This is a genomic window from Vibrio sp. YT-16 (genome assembly GCF_033337405.1).
GTDB classification, from domain to species: domain Bacteria; phylum Pseudomonadota; class Gammaproteobacteria; order Enterobacterales; family Vibrionaceae; genus Vibrio; species Vibrio alginolyticus.
This window is the reverse complement of sequence record NZ_JAWOQQ010000011.1, coordinates 114,413-129,924: the sequence shown is the minus strand read 5'-3', so window position 1 is coordinate 129,924 and position 15,512 is coordinate 114,413. Positions and strand designations below refer to the sequence as shown.

Sequence of the window (15,512 nt, the reverse complement as noted above, 5' to 3'; positions counted from 1 at the left end):
CTCAAACCTTCGAGACTCAGACAGTTAATGTGTCACTGAACTTCTTGTTCAGTTAAATAGATGTGTTTGCTGTGATTGACGTTGTGAATGCAGAGTTTTCGATTGCATTTCGTGAATCAATGAGAGGATTTTATGAGGTGAAGAGAAATACCGTTAATCGCTTTTGATGGATACTATCCTCGCTTTATGGGTTACGGAGGAATAATGGCTAGCTCACAAACAAACAGCCCCGCAGAGCAGAAGCAATGCAGGGCTTTAGTTTCAAGAACGGAGGTGACGCTTAGACCGTAACGCGAACACGAAACAGATCAGTAAACAACTTGGCAATCATCAAAATAATCATAATGTTTACCAGCATCAGCAAGGGCGTTTCAATTCGATACGCTGGGGTTAAATTGAGCGCTCCTGATGTCAAGACAACCAATAAGTTAATACCTAGAATTCTGTGTACCATCAGCTTTGGTGTGGAAAATACCTTCCAAATCACGATGATGTTGATGAAGTAGAATAGCCCAAGCTGCCAAAGCTCGGTCATCATTGGCATTAGGAAAATGTATTGCAATAGAATCACCGTGCCAGTGCCTATCACACCAAAAAATGCATCTTTAATAATGCTTGGTGGCATAGTAGGAACGATTGAAGAGAACACGCCTGCTAGCATCGGAAAAATGAAACCTCCGGGCACAGGAAGATAAATCCAGATCAACAGCGACGTCACGAACATGGAGACACCTTGCAGTACCTTTCTGCCGTCTTCATTCAAATGCTGGATAAACGTTCGATGCTCGTGATGCCAAACCGTGTTTTTCTCTCTTTGCATGACATAAGCAACGTGACCAATGAGCGACGTACTTGGATTTTTAATATCAAAGCTTTGCAGTTGCTGCGTTAGTGTTGGCCAATCGATCTCACGACTTTGCGATTTATCTGCTTGTTCTAGCAATCGGTCTTGGATTTGTGCCATCTCATTTAAACGCGCACGCCATAGCTGACGATGTTCTTTCAAGTGGTAGCTGCCAGTAAGTGGTAAGCCGACCAGTTGGAATAACTTTTCTATGTTGGCGGTGTTGGTCTCAAGAGCTTCAGTATCTATATCATTGGGCGATTTCATAGCGTTAAGCATCGCCTCTCTGCTGGCCTCAAAACGTTGAATGAAGTTTTGTTCTGTACTGACTGGCCAAACTAATCGGTACACAACAGAAAATGTGATCACACCAAGAATCGTCTCCTGCATACGAAGGACGGCGAAGTGGAACGTTGCTTGACTATCAAATCCTCCCATACATGCGATGATGGAGCACACAGCAAAGCCGATAGAGAACACATAACCATACTTTTCGTCGCTCGACATAAAAATGCACGCACCTAAAAACAAGGTGAAGAAGGTGAGAAACAAAAAGCGATCTTGAGAAAACGTCGTGATGAGGAAAAAGGCATAACCGATGCCAAGGAGGGTTCCTAATAAGCGATTATGACCTTTGTTTATTGAGTGAGCGAAGCTTTCATTTAATGCCATTACCGCGACTGCGATCGCTGCCCAATACGGTTTCTCCCATTGAAACCATAAGGCAAGGCAGATCGCGATAACGATAGACAGCGCAGCTTTGATTGCTTCTTTGGTTGAGGCATTAAACATACATTCCACCACATTATTGTTTGATGATTTTGATAGAGGCCGTCATACCAACACGTAGTTGAAAATCTTTCGGTAAGTGATCTAATTTAACTTTAATTGGAATGCGTTGAGCTAAGCGTATCCACTGAAAGTTAGGGTTCACATTGGGCAAAAGATCGTTACCAGTACTACCATCTTGCTTCGCAATGCCGTAGCCAATGCTTTTGATTTTGCCTTCCAGCACAGCTTCATTGTGCATCATTAAGGTCACGTAGGCTTTATCTTGTGGATCAACGCCAACTAAATCCGTTTCTTTGAAATATCCTTCGATCCAAAAGCTGTCTTCATCAATTAAAGCCACGACTGGGGAGTTAGCGACGACTTGAGAGCCGACGCGTAAGTTCAAATTAGTGATATAACCATTCGTTGGCGCATAAACTTTTGTGTAATCAAGGTTTAGCTTGGCTTCTTCAACATTGGCTTTCGCGAGTTCTACGTTGGCAACGGCTGTCTCCACCGCATTGTCTAGGTTATTCAATGTCAGTACAGGTACGGCGCCAGGTGTGCGCTTTTCTAACTTAAGTGCTCGCTGCTCTTCATTTTTGGCCTTTGCTAGTAATGCAATGGCTTGCTTTTGAGCTGCTAGCGCTTTGTGGTACGCCGCTTTATAGATGCTTGGGTCAATCTCAAACAGCAAATCGCCTTGTTTCACTTGCGAATTGTCTTCGACGTAGACTTGGATGATTTGTCCCGTTACGCGGGGGGTTATAGAAACGATGTGCGCGCTAACTTGGCCATCTCTAGTCCATGGGTTGTCAGAATATGATTGGTAGTAGCTGAAAATCACGGTGCCAGCTGAACACAGCAGTAGCAGTGTGATGAGATAACGTTTTATCACGGAATTTGCCTCAAAATATGGTAATGAATCGACCAATAACGCCAGTAAAAATCACAATTAGGCTTAGCTCAGCGAGCGCGGGAAATGCAACGTATTTGTGGAGTCCCAGTTTTGTTGCAACGGTTCCAACCAAAATGGTGAGCATGTAAGCCAATGCAATAACCAGCAACAAGGGAGGGAAGTAAACTTCGCCCCACACAAGTTCATGTGGCATTGAGTTCATGGTGTTTTTCTCTATTAACTTGATGAATGGAAAGATAAGGCAAATGATGGCATCCGTGATAATCGCTTTTGGAGGATCTAATCCATCAAACGAAAGGTGTTATGCGCTATATAGAGGGAATAGCGCAACAAAGTAGCTTTTTGGACAGTGAACATAAAAATAAATTTATTTTCCAATTTATTTGATGCTCATTTAAGACCACTAAGCTGTTAAATTTTCGACAATTATTGTTCAATGTTTGCGTTTGAATATGCGAAGTGATGGTTTCATCCTTCAAATGGGATTACGAGTTGTGAGTTTTTGTTCCTAATATTCGCTTCGAAGCAAACGAGATGCTTTTTAAATTAAATAATCCAACAAATATGAGTGACAGATTATTCGTTAGATTATTTGAGTTTTATATTTATTAGTAAGAGTAAAATTGTCATGGAAATTATTTCTAACCTTTTTGACATGGCACCATTTGTTGCTCTCTTTATTACGCTCTCTCTCGGTTATATGGTTGGTAAAATTACCATTGGTCGATTTGTTCTTGGCGGTGTTGCCGGAACATTATTAATGGGTGTAATTATTGGGCAATTTGGTGTTCATATTGATCCCGGCGTAAAAAGCATTTTCTTTGCGCTCTTTATTTACGCAGTAGGGTATCAAGGTGGTGCACAGTTCTTCAAAGCACTGAACTTTAGAACCATCAACATTCTACTTTCCGCTGTAGTGATGACGGTTTCTGGCCTGCTTTGTGTACTAGCAGCTGCTTGGATGTTTGATCTAGACAGAGGTACGGCAGCAGGCCTTGCAGCTGGTGGTTTGACTCAATCGGCAATCATCGGTACAGCGGGTGATGCGATCGCACGTCTTGGGGGTGTGACAGAAGAAGCTAAGCACCTAATGCAGACCAATGTCGCAGTAGGCTACGCAGTTACGTACATCTTTGGTTCGCTTGGTCCAATTCTGATGGTGACATGGGTATTCCCAACACTGATGAAGTGGGATATCCGAGCAGAAGCGATTGCTCTAGAAGAGAAAAATTCAAATGGTAAGCGTGATTTAGCGCCGGGTGAGTTCAACGCTGTCACAGCGCTGGTTACACGAGCATTTAAAGTGAGCAAAGATGGTGGGCTAGCAGGCAAAACCTTAGCTCAGTTAAACCAACACGCTCTGGCTGCTTGTATTGAATTGATTCAACGCGATGGCAAAGTGCTAGACGTGGACAAATTCACAGCCCTGAAAGAAGGGGATGTCATTGTCGTAACAGGTCGCCGTAATGCAGTGCATCAGCTGCAAGATGGTTTGGCTGACAATGAGATTGCACTTCCAGAAGGCTATGAAGTTATTGAAGAAAACCGTCAACTGATCGCAGACAACCGCAAACTGATTGGTAAGTCGCTGCAAGAGATTAAAGAGGCTTCGAACCAAGGCTCTATGCGCGGTATTTATGTGACAGACTATATTCGTGAAGGCAACTCAATTGAAATAACGCCGGATCTTGTGGTGAAGAAAAATGACGTCATCCAGCTTACAGGTACCGCAAAAGATATCAATCGCGTTGAGAAAAACATTGGTCAGCGAATGGGCTCAGCAAACGTGACTGACTTAGTCGTGCTTGGTATGGGCATGGTGGTGGGTCTATTAATTGGTCTAATCAGTTTTAAGATTGCTGGTATTCCCGTCACTATCGGTTCTGGTGCAGGTTGTTTGATCTCAGGTTTGATTGTGGGTTGGTTGCGTAGCCGCAATCCGCATGTTGCTCAGTTTCCTGTGGGGGCCGCGAACTTTATTCGAGATTTCGGTTTGGCAGCATTTGTGGGCATTGTTGGCCTTGAGGCTGGGCCTCAAGCGGTCGACACCATCAAAGAACACGGTATGTCTCTGTTGTTCCTTGGCATGGGTGTAACGATTATCCCTCAGATTATTTCGTTCTTCTTCTCATATTTTGTATTGAAGATTAAGAATCCAGTTGAAGCACTTGGCTGTGTGACAGGTGGACGAAGTGCGAACCCAGCATTTGCGGCTTTAATGGAAAAAACAGGTAATGCAACACCAGTATTCTCATTCACCGTGACTTATGCAGTCGCCAATGTACTGCTTACCCTATGGGGTCCAATTATTGTCGGCATTATTACTTTAAACGCAGGCATGTAATTTAAATAAATTCGAACACTCTTATCGCCTAATTAAATAGGCGGTAGGGGAAGTATTATCCAAATTTTACTAAATAATAAATTCAGGTAAATATTATGACTACGCAAAATACAACAATTGATTTTTCAAAATTTGCAGATTTAAGCCCATTTGAATTAAAAGATAAACTTATTGAAGTGGCACAAACTGTTCCTGACCGCGCTTTATTAGATGCAGGTCGTGGTAATCCTAATTTTCTTGCGACACTACCACGTAAAGCGTTCATTCGTTTGGGTGAGTTCGCAATATTGGAAGCCGAGCGCACTTATTCATACCTAGATGGTGGTTTCGGTGGCATTCCAGATGGTGTGGGCATTGTTGAACGCTTCGATACGTTTGCAAGCAAGAATAAACAAGACCAAGGCGTACAGTTCTTGGAAAAGTCGCTGAGCTACGCAAAAGACCGTTTGGGTCTAGAGAAACAAGCATTCTTGAATGAACTGGTTAACGCATACCTTGCATGTAACTACCCAGTGCCACCACGTATGTTGACGAACATCGAAACCGTTGTGAAGCAATACATTGCAGAAGAGATGTACGGCCCAATGCCAATGACAACAGACTTCGATCTGTTTGCAACGGAAGGCGGTACGGCGTCTATGACGTACACCTTCCAAACTATGTTCAACAACGGTCTATTGAAGAAAGGTGACAAGGTTGCGCTAATCACTCCAATCTTTACGCCTTACCTAGAGATTCCAGAACTGAGTGAATACGAACTGGAAATCGTTGAACTACGTCTGGATGAGACAACATGGCAACTGCCGATGTCTGAAATCGAAAAGCTTGCAGATACAGGCATCAAACTGCTTTGTGTTGTTAACCCGGCAAACCCAGCGTCTGTGAAGTTCTCGGATGAGACTCTGGATAACCTATCAAATTTTGTGAACAACGAACGTAGCGACCTGTTCATTGTGACTGACGATGTATACGGCACATTTGCGGACGACTTTGTCTCACTGTTTGCAAAACTGCCATACAACACGCTTTGTGTGTATTCGTTCTCTAAGTACTTCGGTGCAACAGGCTGGCGTTTAGGCTCGATTGCGATTCAACACAACAACGTGTTTGACGATGCAATGCGTAGCCTTCCTGAAGTGCGTCAACTTGAGTTGGACGATCGTTACAAAACGCTGACTCCGGAACCTCGTGAGATCAAGTTTATTGACCGTATCGTTGCCGACAGCCGTAGCGTAGCGCTTAACCACACAGCAGGTTTGTCGCTTCCTCAACAAGTTCAAATGGCGCTGTTCTCATTGAATTGTCTGATGGACTCAGAGAAAAACTACAAAGAAGCATGTAAACGCATCATTCGCGAGCGTTACAAAACTCTGTACAAAAACATGGGTGTAGAAATTGAAGAAAACAAAGATCGTGTGGACTACTACACACTGCTTGAGCTCGACACTCTGGGCGGCAAATTGTACGGACCAGCATTCGTTGAATGGTTCAAAGCGAGCGAGAAGGGCAAAGACTTCCTGTTCCGCCTTGCACATGAAACCGGCGTTATCCTACTTCCAGGCCAAGGCTTCGATGTAGTGCATGCATCAGTTCGAGTTTCGCTAGCAAACCTTACTCACCACGAATACGAGCTTATCGGTCGTGCAACACGCAAAGTGTTGGATGAGTACTTTGCTGAATTCAAAGGCTAATGAATCCAGCCTGATTAAGAATAAGCCTCGGCGTTGTCGAGGCTATTCCGACCAAATAAGCACAGTGCGCGGCATTGTGTTTATTTAGTCGCCAAGCTAACAAACTTCCCTATTAAGAGTGACTTATGAAAAGCATTATTTCTATTCAATCTCATGTGGTTTATGGCCACGCCGGAAACAGTTCTGCAGTCTTCCCAATGCAGAGAATGGGCCTCGAAGTATGGCCAATTCACACGGTTCAGTTTTCAAATCACACTCAGTACCAGCAAGGTTGGACTGGACAGAAGTTTGGGGCAGATGAAATTCATTCTCTAATGAGAGGCTTAGATAACATTGAGAAGTTAGGCGAATGTGGCGCGATACTGTCCGGTTATCAAGGCAGCGCAGAGCAATGTCGAGCGGTGGCCGAAGCGGTAAGTTTAGTCAAATCGCGTAACCACAGCGCGCTTTATGTGTGTGACCCAGTTATGGGTGATCCAGACAAAGGTTGCATTGTGGCAGACGGTGTCAAAGAAGCGATAAGCCATAGCTTGTTGCCCATCGCTGATGTGATTGTTCCTAACCAGTTTGAACTGAGCGAGTTAACAGGTGTGAAAATTAACTCTCTTTATGATGCGGTCACTGCATGTAAAAAAGCCTTAGAGTTAGGACCGAAAATGGTATTGGTGAAACACCTGCATGCACTAACAGATGACGCCTTCAGTATGATTTTAGCGACGCCGAAAGCAAGCTATTTGGCCCAACGACCTAGTGTTGAATTTGCTATGCAGCCAGTCGGAGTCGGTGATTTAATTTCTGCGATTTTTACCTCTTGTTTGGTGAAGAAGATGTCTCCTGTCGCAGCCTTTCGTCATACACATAACGCCGTTTACGGTGTATTGGAGATCACAAAAGGCTATGGCACATGGGAGCTACAGACGATCAATGCCCAATACGAATTTGTCGAACCGACGCATGAGTTCAACGTCGTGAAAATTGCTTAGCGCAGTACCTAATTAACGGAGAAGCGTAAAGTTAGCATATAGAAACTTGGCATAATTGCTTTGATGGATAGCATCCTACAATCGCGATTATGGGGTTTAGCCGTGCCTAGCTATAGTAACTCCAAACAACGAAACGGACTTCATTTTGACCCAATTAACTTCAAACTGAGTCTCTGGTCATACGCCAGAGAACATTAAATGAGACTGATTATGAATCGTTTAATTTCCTCTGGTGTGACGGTTGCACTTTCGCTGCTGATAGTAGCTTGTAGTTCACCTCATACGCTGGATGTTCGTGTTTCTCAAAGCAACTATAAAGATGTCGAGATCGCGAGTTCGACACCAAATGAGCCACTTCGAATGTGGGCCAATGAAGCGCCGGATTTTCTCTACTCAGCGCACAATCAAACCACACCGATCAAAGTAGAGGGTGAACAGCTCAATATTTTGGCCTTATCGGGTGGTGGCGTAAACGGTGCATACGGGGCCGGCGTTTTGATGGGGCTACAGGAAAAGGGGGAGCTAAAAGATTATGCCATCATTACTGGAGTCAGTGCGGGTGCCCTAATCGCTCCTTTTGTTTTCATTGGCGGTGATGCGATGCCAAAGATGAAAGAAGTCATGCTCAACATCAATGATAAGAATATTTTGGGTAAGAAGAACTTCTTAAATACCCTGTTTAAGGACGCGTTTACCGATGGTGAGAACCTCTATGATTTCATCGCAGACGCTTACCCTGAGCCCATGATCGAGGCGATGGCGCAGCAACACCGCAATGGTAAACGCCTCTTTATTGGCAGTACCCATTTTGATTCAGGCGAACTGGTGATTTGGAATATTGGTGCGATTGCGAACAGTGATTTAGCGGACAAATCTGAACTTATTTACAAGGTGCTTGCTGCGAGCGCATCGATCCCTGGTGTTTTCCCTCCACAATTTATCGATGTTGAACATGATGGAGAAACACTTGAGGAGTTACACGTAGATGGCGGTCTCGCAGCGCAGGTGTTCTTTAATCCGTCTAACTTCAACTATCAACAAATCTCAGATGCTTTGGGGTTAGAAAAAGCGCCTCAGTTGGATGTGATTCGCAATGGTGCGTTAAAAGCGCCGTATCGTCCACTAAAAGACAAAGGTTTGGACTTGGTATCGAAAAGTGTCTCAAGCCTTACGCTAGCGCAAACTCGTGGTGATCTCTATCGAATGAAATACATCAGTGAAATCAACGATATCGAGATGCAGTTTACCTACATTGATCAAGATTTCAGGTACGCCAAAGTAACGAAAGATATGTTCGATCACCGCTACTTGCTGACGATTTACGAATATGGATTCAAAAAAGCCACCCAAGGGCAACTTTGGGTAACTGAACTCCCTTAATACAGGAAAACGATACAATGAAAAAAGCCGTTCTTACACTCATGATACTTACCGCTTCCGCGACTGCATTCGCCCAAAGTGGAGCCCATCTTGACCAGCAAAAAGTGGATAGTGATATGCAGCAACTGTCTGCAATCAAAGAAGAAGGTGCAGCCTTTATCATGATTGACGAGAACTCGAGTTACGTGGCGGTCGAGTTCGTGGGAAAGTGGGAAGAGATCAACAACTATGTGTCACACAAAGAAGCGAAAAAACGTAAATTGGAAAAAGTGAACAAGCAGTTCGTGTACTCTCAGGTCGGTGAAACGTTGGAGTCACTTGAGCAAAAAGTCGTTGACCACATTTACGCTGATCAACCTAAATATTTCAGTGTCGATGTCTACCGCGATTACCATGGTGACTCAGGAGAATTCAACTATTTAGCTCGTGTCGTTGAGTACAACTAAGTTAGAGAAAACCTACTGAAGCTAGTAGGTTTTTTGTGTCGTCGAGAAGGAATTCAAACGCAGATTGTTTCCGTTACCAAGTAGCAATTCTACGATCTTGTGGTAATTTAATTAGATAACTCTAAAAAGTAAGCACAACCTATGAATTTTAGTTTTGAACAACTTCTCGCGTTCGTAACCGTTTATGAACAGCTTTCGTTTAGTAAGGCGGCGGTCAAACTCAATAAGCACCGAACCACAATAGGGCAGGTGATTACCAATCTTGAAGACCAACTGGCGGTCAACCTGTTTGAGCGAGTGGGGCGCTCGGTAGAACCGACAGAAGATGGTCATCTTCTTTACCACTATGCTAAGCAAACCATCGAACAAGCACGTACTTTCGATAAAGTCGCATTAAGTCTGGCTTACGGTGGGTTAGAGAATGTTAGTATCGCCTATTCAAGCGCTATACCACACCGTTTTCTTGTATTGCTTCGTATTCAATTAGCAGCAGATTTTCCGATGATGCGAGTTAACTTTCTTGTTCGTAATCGCAACGAAATTAAAGAGGGTTTACAGAATGGTGAGTATCAATTCGGTATTGTCAATGTACATGATAGTCGAGCAATACATAGTTTGGATGCGACGTTTTTAGGTCATTTTGAATTTGTTCCTTTCGTCCAGAAAGGTGGTGAACTCGCTTCTATGGCACCAGATCGAGTATTGACAGCCTTGAGGAATAGTAAACAATTTGTACTGCGTTCTCTTATTGAAGAGGGAATGGGCGAAAAAGTCATCGTAAGTTCGAACCATGAAGAGGTCGACCAATTGGCCCTAGTCGTGAAAATGGTTGAAGCAGGTTTAGGATGGGCGATTCTCCCCAGAACGTTTGCCCATTCGGAGTTTTCTAATAATCATATAGAGCCAGTGGAAGCTTCTGAATTATTGGAAGGTTTTAAGTTTGGTTTTGGCCTATGGTGCCAACCCTCTAAGCAAGTCGGTGATGTAAAAAATTCAATCATGAAGGTCGTTACAGAATACCGAGAGAAAATAATCCGTGATATGACTTAGCGGCGACATGTATCCTGCTCATCCCTATCAACAACAAGACTCAACGTGAGTCTTGTTTTTTTGTGTCTGAAAAACGTTATCGTTCTAGCGAAGACTAATGTCTATTGGAAGGATATGACCCTCTATATGAGAGTATGGAGTCCATAGTTTTTGGCTTAATCTAACCTCGCTCAATGGGTAAGCCCAGAGCAAAAAGTGTTTTTACCATATGTCCGCTGCAAGGACGCAGATTTTCAGCCGGGTTTAGTTACCCGGCTTTTTTTATAGTAATAAAAAATGTCAGCTGTCACCCCAAGCTCTCTGTTACAACTGGCTTGTTATTGCGCTTAGCAATCCAGTACGCAACGCTACCCCAAAGCACGGTGAGTGCCCAAAGTGCCGTCCAATGTGGAGCGACTTGTTGCCAGGTTGCCCCCATTTGGTTTAGCGCTAAGAAAGCTTTGATCGCCCATGTACTTGGACTTAAATCTGCAATCCATAGTAGGGGAGCAGGAATGGCTTCAATCGGCCAAATAAAACCCGCCAAGAAAATGAGAGGCATAGAGCTCACGAGGACGACTAAGGTAACCAGTTCACGCCGAGGTAATAAGTAGCCTAGCCAGAAGCCTAGTCCGCAACAACCTAAAAAGAACGGGAACAACATAGCCAGCAATTCGCCCGCGTTGGCGATATGGTTTACGTTTAAGCGTTCGAAGCTAAAACCAAAATAATAGGCGCCGAGTAAATAATAAATTGCCACAAATACTAACGTTCTCACAAGCAGCAGCGATCCCGTTGATACTTGTGACCAATAGCCACGACCATGACGCTGTGTTCCCGTTTGTAATCCAACCGCCATGATCAACGTTTGTTGTAAAATCAGAACAAATACTGCCGGCACTACGTATTCGATGTAACCCATGGTTGGGTTGAACGTCGGTTTCATATTAAGCTTAATAGCAGAGTAATTATGGCTAGCCATACTCATGGGCACACCATCTATCACCATTTTACTGACTTTCACTTGGGCCCCTAATGTGCCTCCCGCTTGGGCCAATCCTTCTACCACGGTTCCGTACACGAGAAAATACGAGGCGTCCGCAGCGTAGGCTAGAGTCGGGCTTTTACCTAGCATTAGGTCTTTGTAAAAGTGTTCTGGTATGACTAAAAAACCGGTGATCTCTCGTTGTAAAAATGCTTGCTTTGCATCGGCAATCGTATGAAGTCGAGTGACTACGTTGACTTGCGGGGTGGCATCAACCATACGTTCCAGCTTTAAACTCGTCTGACTACCATCTAGATTAACAATCGCGATTGGTTGTTCACGAGGCGTTTGTTGTGCATAAGGCAAAGGGTATAAAAACGAGTAAAATACGACACCACCAAACACGGTCAACGTAACGACTGGATTGGTTAGAACGGCCTTAAGTTCCGCTTTAATCAGTTGCCACAATGTCATACCGCCTCCTTCGCTTGGCGTGTTGATGAAGCTGTTCGATGTTTACCCATCAAGGCTGCGGTAATGAGCAGGGGCACAACATAACCAATCATAGGCCATAGCGAGCTTAAAGATTGTGCGGCCGATGCTCCATAGCTTGCTTGACTCACTTGTACTTCAATGTAATGGGTAATCGGCAATAATGAACGCCATGCATAAGCGAGCGTGTTCATGTCAGAAACTGGGAATGTAATTCCCATGAACGCGAAACTTGGAGCCGTAAACGCGCCAGCAAAACTCATCGCACGTGCAGGATCCATCGACAAGAAGAAGAACAACGCTCCCATAATGATACAGGCGATAACCGTCGCCAATTGTGCTAGTAGCATAACCACAAAACTGCCTTCCATTGGCCAATCAAGCACAGAATAAAACCAGTACAAGAACAACGCACCTTGCGCCATAAAGACCGGAATGTACTGACTTAATAGGGTAGTGAGCCTGGCGTATGGCTTTTCGCCCAAAAATGCAAAGCCATTCTTTCCACCATAAATGCGAAAGTGCGCGGCAAGAATCAAAATAGTGCTTACTACAATACATATTTGCCAAATGGATGGCACGATAGCCGTTACCAAAAATTGTGCGTAGTTATTGTTACGGTTAAATAATGCGGTTATTTGTGTCGACACGGGTACAGCCTGTCCAGCCGCTGCTAACGTTGTGGTGTTACCCTTAGCCAAGTTTCCCATTACTTCAACCTGAGCGTCGAAATAGCCTTGTGCTTGCGCAACGGCAGAGTTGATCAGTTTCGCTACCAAAATGTACTGACTGTTGTAAAAGACAGAAAGTTGAGGTTGGCGGTGCTGGAGAATATCTTGGTCGAACTTAGATGGGATGACCGCGTAAGCGTAGATATCGCCTTCAATCATCGCATTTTTTGCTTCGCTTGCACTGGTGTAGTGATAGTTAACAGCCAGACTCGACGACGCATCCAAAGATTGAATGAGCTTTCGAGAAAGTTGGGAATGTTGTAGATCAACCACACCGATTGGCAGATCCCGGGCAATGCCCGCAGAGAACACTCCCCAAATCATCATCGCGAGCAAAATCGGTATCCAACTAAGGCACGAAAGCAACCACTTGTCTCGTCGTAAGATATGCCGCTGTGAAATCTTAATCGTCATAGCATTAACCTAGTGGTTGTGATTAAAGTTCAACGACAACACTCATTCCCATACGCAGTTCAGGTTCGGGTTGAGCTGGACGAGCTTCTACTTCAAAGGTACGAAGATCAAAACCTTGAGAAGCATCGGTTGCTCTCCACGTTGCAAAGTCACCCATAACGGCAACATGTGTTACTTTGAACTCAACATTTTTGTTTAAGGCAGGCAAATAGGCATCAAAGGTTGCTCCTTTTTTAAAGTGTTGAAGGTAATCTTCACGCACATTAAGTGTCGCCCAGGCATCTTCTGTATCTATCACAGTAACAACCGGGAAGCCCTGAGGTGCTAATTCACCACTTTGAAGTAGAACTTGAGAGACTTCGCCGTCAAACCAGCTGTAGATCTGAGTATCTTTCGCGTACGCTTCTACTTCGGCTACGGCACCTGATGCCATGCGCGCTTTTTCCGCCGCAGCCACTTTGGTTTCACTTCTAGCGCCTTCTTTTGCCATTTCGTACATTTGAAACGCGGCACTTTCTGTGTATTTCGCTGCTTGCCACTGCGTTAAAGCTTCATCGCGTTTTTGTTCTGCAACCACGCCATCGTTATAAAGGTTATTCACACGATTGTAGGTTTTTTCCATTAAATTCGCAGCGGCTTTGGCTTTCATCCACTGATCTTTTGCTGCTTGGATTTGTTGCTCACGTGCGCCTTTCTCAGCTTCTTGAGCTAAGGCGTCCGCCGCTTTTTCACCTGCTTTTGCTTGTTCTAACTTCGCTTCAATTTCAGGACTATGAAGGGTAAAAATAAGCTGACCTTTCTCTACATCGTCGCCTTTACGTACCATGACCTCATCAATACGCCCTGGAACTTTTGAGGAAATACTGTATTGCTGGGCTTCAATTAATCCCTGTAAGCGGATCGGTTCCGGTTGATAGGCTTGGTAAAATTGATACCCAACCCAAGAGGCAACACCCAAAGCACAAAGTGAGAGTAAAACGGGTTTTAGTGATTTAGCTGCCATGATTTATTTCACCTCTTTGGATGTTGAAGCAGGGATATAAGCGGTATTTTGATATTGTTCGAAACTGTTCATTTCACTGCTCAATGCGAGTAGCTTGGTTAAAGATATTAAATAGCGGAAACGCGCCGCTGAACGTTGTGTTTCTATACTCGCGACATAAAGTTGTGCATCCACAACATCCAGAGAAGACGACAGACCCTGAGTAAATGCTTTTTCACGCAAGCGCAGGTTTTCGTTAGCGAGTTCAATGCTAGATGCGAGCCCTTGTACTTCATCAATGGCTTGCTGAGCCTCCAAGTATGTCTTTTGGACTAACAGCGATAAGTCTTGTTTGGCTTGGGACTTTAATGAGTCGACCTGCGAGACGACGCTTTGAGCGGCTTTGACTTTTTCGCTTCGCCCTGATGATTCAATCAGTGGAATGCTGACACCAACACCAACTAACCAGTCAGGCTTCATTTGGCTTGCGAGAGAATCGTCTTCATACAAGCTGTAGTCGCCGTAAAGATAAACTTCAGGGTAGTATTTCCCTTTTTCTGCTTTGATTAAGCTAGAGGCTTGTTTGTGTTTAGCGCTCAGAAGCTCTAACCCCGGATAGGTAAGCAACGTTTGATCGACAAAAGCAGTAAGAGGGGGAAGACTGTCGTTGATAAACAAAGATTCAGCGGGCTCTACGGCATCATCTTGCGCGAGTAATTTACCTAATGCAGCCTGAGCGATACTCAAATCGCTGGCTGCTTTACGTGTTTCTACAGATGCTTTATCTAAAGAAGCCTCGGCTTGCAGGCGCTCAACGTGCGCGATTTGTCCTTGCTCTTCAAGCTTAATGGCAAAATCTCGATGCTTTTTTAGCCCAGCTTCAACCGCTTGCCGCGTTGCGAGTACTTCCTTTGCCAGTACGACAGAAAAGTAGTACTTCGATAAATCTTCAAAACGCGCTTGTTGTTCCATTAAAAGCTGACTTTTCGCCTCATCCGTTTTGCCTTCTGCTGCTGATTGAGCCGCAGAAATTCTACCACCAGTAAAAATTGGCCAAATGGCACGAATAGACGAAGAGAAAATATCGCGCTCGGTTATGGTCGAAGTGGTATTAGCTAAGGCACCAAAAATAGGCTGAAAAGCAGGAGGTACGTTAATGTGTGCTCCTGTGCTGTCTAGAATCTGTTTTCCCGAAAGCGTGATATCGGTATCTAAACGCGTGTAATTCGCGCCAATGGTAACTTGAGGTAAGTTGAGATTGCTGGTGGCACTCTCTTGGTATTGGTAGTTCTCGACGTTTGAGCGTTGAGCTTTAAGAGAATAGTTGTTTTCTAGCAATAGCTGCCATGCGGTATCAAAAGTGATCGGTGCCGCATGACAGGCAAGGGAAATCGAGCTGCTAAGTAAGCCCAGTATCCAAAACTTTCCTGTTTTTTTCATAATGGCTGCTTTGTCGTAGAGTATTAGCTCTAATATAAAGGATTCGTAACTGCGTGTTAAG

At 44.3% G+C, this 15,512-nt stretch carries 13 protein-coding genes; 6 read left to right on the top strand and 7 right to left on the bottom strand.

Going from position 1 to position 15,512, the window contains the following annotated elements:
- Positions 1–280: 280 nt before the first annotated feature.
- Genes R7F07_RS17515 through R7F07_RS17505 form a run of 3 tightly spaced genes read right to left on the bottom strand, consistent with a single transcriptional unit; the run spans position 281 to position 2,736 of the window.
- Positions 281–1,636, bottom strand: a complete 1,356-nt coding sequence (locus tag R7F07_RS17515; protein WP_053306988.1) for an FUSC family protein — start codon at positions 1,634–1,636, stop codon at positions 281–283.
- Positions 1,637–1,649: 13 nt separating this feature from the next.
- Positions 1,650–2,513: an HlyD family secretion protein gene (locus R7F07_RS17510; RefSeq protein ID WP_005377105.1), complete on the bottom strand. Its 864-nt coding sequence runs from the start codon at positions 2,511–2,513 to the stop codon at positions 1,650–1,652.
- 10 nt (positions 2,514–2,523) lie between these two features.
- Entirely contained in the window at positions 2,524–2,736 is a 213-nt protein-coding gene (locus R7F07_RS17505; RefSeq protein ID WP_005377106.1) for a DUF1656 domain-containing protein, read from the bottom strand.
- A gap of 426 nt (positions 2,737–3,162) precedes the next feature.
- On the opposite strand from R7F07_RS17505, the gene aspT reads away from it, so the two are divergent.
- From aspT to R7F07_RS17475, 6 genes are all read left to right on the top strand, one after another.
- On the top strand, positions 3,163–4,878 hold the full coding sequence (gene aspT / locus R7F07_RS17500) for an aspartate-alanine antiporter (RefSeq protein WP_017634574.1): 1,716 nt from the start codon (positions 3,163–3,165) through the stop codon (positions 4,876–4,878).
- A gap of 95 nt (positions 4,879–4,973) precedes the next feature.
- Complete coding sequence (locus R7F07_RS17495; protein WP_053350320.1) at positions 4,974–6,569, top strand: bifunctional aspartate transaminase/aspartate 4-decarboxylase; 1,596 nt, start codon at positions 4,974–4,976, stop codon at positions 6,567–6,569.
- Between the two features lie 125 nt (positions 6,570–6,694).
- Positions 6,695–7,552 carry a pyridoxal kinase PdxY gene (pdxY, locus tag R7F07_RS17490; RefSeq protein ID WP_033906186.1) on the top strand — a complete coding sequence of 286 codons (858 nt, stop codon included), beginning with the start codon at positions 6,695–6,697 and terminating at the stop codon, positions 7,550–7,552.
- A 210-nt stretch (positions 7,553–7,762) separates the two neighbouring features.
- Positions 7,763–8,932 (top strand): patatin-like phospholipase family protein, encoded by a 1,170-nt coding sequence (locus R7F07_RS17485; RefSeq protein WP_017634571.1) that lies wholly within the window; start codon positions 7,763–7,765, stop codon positions 8,930–8,932.
- Between the two features lie 17 nt (positions 8,933–8,949).
- Positions 8,950–9,378 (top strand): hypothetical protein, encoded by a 429-nt coding sequence (locus tag R7F07_RS17480; RefSeq protein ID WP_025768103.1) that lies wholly within the window; start codon positions 8,950–8,952, stop codon positions 9,376–9,378.
- A 141-nt stretch (positions 9,379–9,519) separates the two neighbouring features.
- Positions 9,520–10,428: a LysR family transcriptional regulator gene (locus tag R7F07_RS17475; protein WP_005377119.1), complete on the top strand. Its 909-nt coding sequence runs from the start codon at positions 9,520–9,522 to the stop codon at positions 10,426–10,428.
- Between the two features lie 286 nt (positions 10,429–10,714).
- On the opposite strand, the gene R7F07_RS17470 is transcribed toward R7F07_RS17475, so the two are convergent.
- The 4 genes from R7F07_RS17470 to R7F07_RS17455 are packed head-to-tail and all read right to left on the bottom strand — an operon-like array spanning position 10,715 to position 15,451.
- Complete coding sequence (locus R7F07_RS17470; RefSeq protein ID WP_005387168.1) at positions 10,715–11,866, bottom strand: ABC transporter permease; 1,152 nt, start codon at positions 11,864–11,866, stop codon at positions 10,715–10,717.
- Positions 11,863–13,029, bottom strand: coding sequence for an ABC transporter permease (locus R7F07_RS17465; protein WP_005387167.1), 1,167 nt, complete (start codon positions 13,027–13,029; stop codon positions 11,863–11,865). Before R7F07_RS17465 ends, R7F07_RS17470 begins: the two co-directional genes overlap by 4 nt.
- A gap of 22 nt (positions 13,030–13,051) precedes the next feature.
- Entirely contained in the window at positions 13,052–14,032 is a 981-nt protein-coding gene (locus tag R7F07_RS17460) for an HlyD family secretion protein (RefSeq protein WP_005377122.1), read from the bottom strand.
- 3 nt (positions 14,033–14,035) lie between these two features.
- On the bottom strand, positions 14,036–15,451 hold the full coding sequence (locus R7F07_RS17455; protein ID WP_005387166.1) for a TolC family protein: 1,416 nt from the start codon (positions 15,449–15,451) through the stop codon (positions 14,036–14,038).
- Positions 15,452–15,512 lie beyond the last annotated feature (61 nt).

Bases quoted from the DNA above. Each gene is read 5' to 3' on its own strand.
- R7F07_RS17515 (WP_053306988.1), bottom strand. From the start codon at position 1,636: ATGTTTAATGCCTCAACCAAAGAAGCAATCAAAGCTGCGCTGTCTATC.
- R7F07_RS17505 (WP_005377106.1), bottom strand. From the start codon at position 2,736: ATGAACTCAATGCCACATGAACTTGTGTGGGGCGAAGTTTACTTCCCT.
- aspT (WP_017634574.1), top strand. From the start codon at position 3,163: ATGGAAATTATTTCTAACCTTTTTGACATGGCACCATTTGTTGCTCTC.
- R7F07_RS17495 (WP_053350320.1), top strand. From the start codon at position 4,974: ATGACTACGCAAAATACAACAATTGATTTTTCAAAATTTGCAGATTTA.
- pdxY (WP_033906186.1), top strand. From the start codon at position 6,695: ATGAAAAGCATTATTTCTATTCAATCTCATGTGGTTTATGGCCACGCC.
- R7F07_RS17485 (WP_017634571.1), top strand. From the start codon at position 7,763: ATGAATCGTTTAATTTCCTCTGGTGTGACGGTTGCACTTTCGCTGCTG.
- R7F07_RS17480 (WP_025768103.1), top strand. From the start codon at position 8,950: ATGAAAAAAGCCGTTCTTACACTCATGATACTTACCGCTTCCGCGACT.
- R7F07_RS17475 (WP_005377119.1), top strand. From the start codon at position 9,520: ATGAATTTTAGTTTTGAACAACTTCTCGCGTTCGTAACCGTTTATGAA.
- R7F07_RS17470 (WP_005387168.1), bottom strand. From the start codon at position 11,866: ATGACATTGTGGCAACTGATTAAAGCGGAACTTAAGGCCGTTCTAACC.
- R7F07_RS17465 (WP_005387167.1), bottom strand. From the start codon at position 13,029: ATGACGATTAAGATTTCACAGCGGCATATCTTACGACGAGACAAGTGG.
- R7F07_RS17460 (WP_005377122.1), bottom strand. From the start codon at position 14,032: ATGGCAGCTAAATCACTAAAACCCGTTTTACTCTCACTTTGTGCTTTG.
- R7F07_RS17455 (WP_005387166.1), bottom strand. From the start codon at position 15,451: ATGAAAAAAACAGGAAAGTTTTGGATACTGGGCTTACTTAGCAGCTCG.